A 2,210-nucleotide genomic window follows, 5' to 3' on the forward strand; every position below is an offset into this window, starting at 1 on the left:
CCAAGTTTAATTTCTTGATTAAGTGAAATTTTATTTTTCATCGGATTTACCTAATTTAAAACATCTTCGCAACAGCCTCAGCTTTCTTATCCTCCTGAACTTTCGCATACCTAAGTGTTTGATTTATATCTTTATGGTTTAAAAGTTTCTGCACAAGAAAAATATCATTATGAATAACAGCATGAGTTGCAAATGTATAACACAAAATAAGATATTTAGGATAGTTCCACAATCTGTTCTTTTTGGAACTTTTCTATAAGTTCAAAACTAAATTGTTTAACTATGATACAATTTTTTACACTCTAAATTTTAATGACTATTGAGCATTATCTTAATCTAATCCTCTAAATTAAGCCACCAGCCAATCACATTTTTATGTTTTTGTGCTGCTTTGTAAAACCACTCTTCAAGTGCCATTTCATCAAGACCCATGCCGTTTTTACTCTCAAACTGTTCTTCGTATTCTTCCTGTGAGCCAAAGCCCTCTAGTATTGCAACAATCGAGTATCTTGCACCAATATTGTCGTTATGGTTAGATTTTAAAAGTTCCATAAAAATATTTAAAGCAATATCTTTATCTTCGTTTGCCCATATAAACATTCCAAAGTTAAATATCATCCGTATAATATGTCTATTTTCTATAAATCCCCAAGGAAGTTCATCTGGAAATCTACCATTGTTATCTATGAGGTCTATTGCTCTTTTAAAACCTTCTTCCATAATCTTTATAGCATTTTTAAAATCACGATCCATTAAGTAGTACTCATGGAGTGTTATGTATGGATCAAAATAGTCAGCATCTTTTTTAACCATGCCTTTTAAAGCTTTAATGCTCTTTTTGACATCATCAGCTTCAGGAGATTCTATAAACTCCCAGTAAAGCTCATTCACTTCAAACCTGTCTTTATCTATAAACTCATAAGGTTCATCAGTTCGCAGATGCTTTGCTCTGCCTTCTAACCAAAACTCTACATCAAATGCTTTTTGTGTAATGGCAGAGCCTTTAACATCAAAATACTCTCCAACACTTTTTGCAGTGATACCACCTCTACCGTTAAGGTTATTTTGTTTAAGATAGATATAAACAATTGCCCCAGCCAAAAGATTTGGTTTTTGAGCATCTTGTATCATTTGTGGATTATTTTTGCTTAGAGTTTCTAGCATATTTAAAGGTTCAGGACTTACTTTTAAAAACTCAAAGCTGTACTTGCGAATTTGGTGTTCTATTGTTTTGTAGTTATCTGTCATTTAGGCTACCTATAGAGTGCTATTTACTAACTTTTTAATTCTAATTTTATCCAATATGTATTCAAATATAGCTTCATTTGCTTGCGCTCTGATATAGAACTTAATGTGATGTATCAGTGTTTCACAACCTGCAGCTTTTGGAACTTTCTTAAAATACACTACAGCTGGTGAACTATGATATCATTTTAATGACTATCGGTTACTGACACAAAACTCTGAACAATCTCACAAAACCTTCGCATTTTTATTGTCTGGTTTTTTGGTAGCAGTATTATTCTGTTTTTTATCTATTGATAGATTGTTGAATTAATACTAAATATTGAAAAACTATTTTTAAAAAGTTGTTATTTCAATGTTTTATTGGTAGTTTAGTATTACTGATTTCATATTTTTCCATTATTTAAGTATATGTTCTCGGCTCAAATAATGGATACTACAAAGTTTATATTTGAAAATGCGATCCTTGAAAAGGAAAAGCACCCTGATGATAGGACTGATTAGTAGAAAAGATGGAGGAGTGGCTAATTGCCGTGCCCCCAAGAACGACCCGAAGTATCAAACTCACCGATTATCGGCAATCCCGTTGCAGGATTTACGGAGCACCCCATTCTTAATTGTATTCTACCAACCCCCGCTTTCTTCATAGCTTCCGCAGTAAGTTCAGCCTGTTCACGCATCTCCTCTTTTTTAGCTCTGATCTCTTCAAGCTCATCTTCTGTATGCGCATAGCGTTCAAACTGGCCACCAAACGCGCAGAGCATCCGGCCACCTCTAAAGAGATATTTTCTGTAGTGTCATTTTAGCATAAAGTGGCCGGATGATGTTTTTAATAAGGGCAATTTTGCATCACTGAATTCATTTTTCTCATGGACTCGCCTTGGAGTTCTATTCTGTGTGAAGAGTAAACAATTATAACGTCCCCATTTGTCAAGACCACTTAAAGCAACATTCTTATTTCACTC

At 33.8% G+C, this 2,210-nt stretch carries 2 protein-coding genes; both read right to left on the minus strand.

Features of this window, described 5'->3' with window-relative positions:
- Positions 1 to 336 precede the first annotated feature (336 nt).
- Positions 337 to 1,248: a hypothetical protein gene (locus tag IBX42_RS12190; RefSeq protein ID WP_294933203.1), complete on the minus strand. Its 912-nt coding sequence runs from the start codon at positions 1,246 to 1,248 to the stop codon at positions 337 to 339.
- A 521-nt stretch (positions 1,249 to 1,769) separates the two neighbouring features.
- The gene (locus IBX42_RS12195; RefSeq protein ID WP_294933204.1) at positions 1,770 to 2,009 is read right to left on the minus strand and encodes a hypothetical protein; all 240 of its coding nucleotides are present in this window, start codon (positions 2,007 to 2,009) and stop codon (positions 1,770 to 1,772) included.
- Positions 2,010 to 2,210 lie beyond the last annotated feature (201 nt).

The sequence above is a fragment of the Sulfurimonas sp. genome, assembly GCF_014859695.1.
GTDB lineage: Bacteria > Campylobacterota > Campylobacteria > Campylobacterales > Sulfurimonadaceae > Sulfurimonas.

What these genes read in the sequence shown, in the direction of transcription:
- IBX42_RS12190 (WP_294933203.1), bottom strand. Translation starts at nt 1,248, where the DNA reads ATGACAGATAACTACAAAACAATAGAACACCAAATTCGCAAGTACAGC.
- IBX42_RS12195 (WP_294933204.1), bottom strand. Translation starts at nt 2,009, where the DNA reads ATGCTCTGCGCGTTTGGTGGCCAGTTTGAACGCTATGCGCATACAGAA.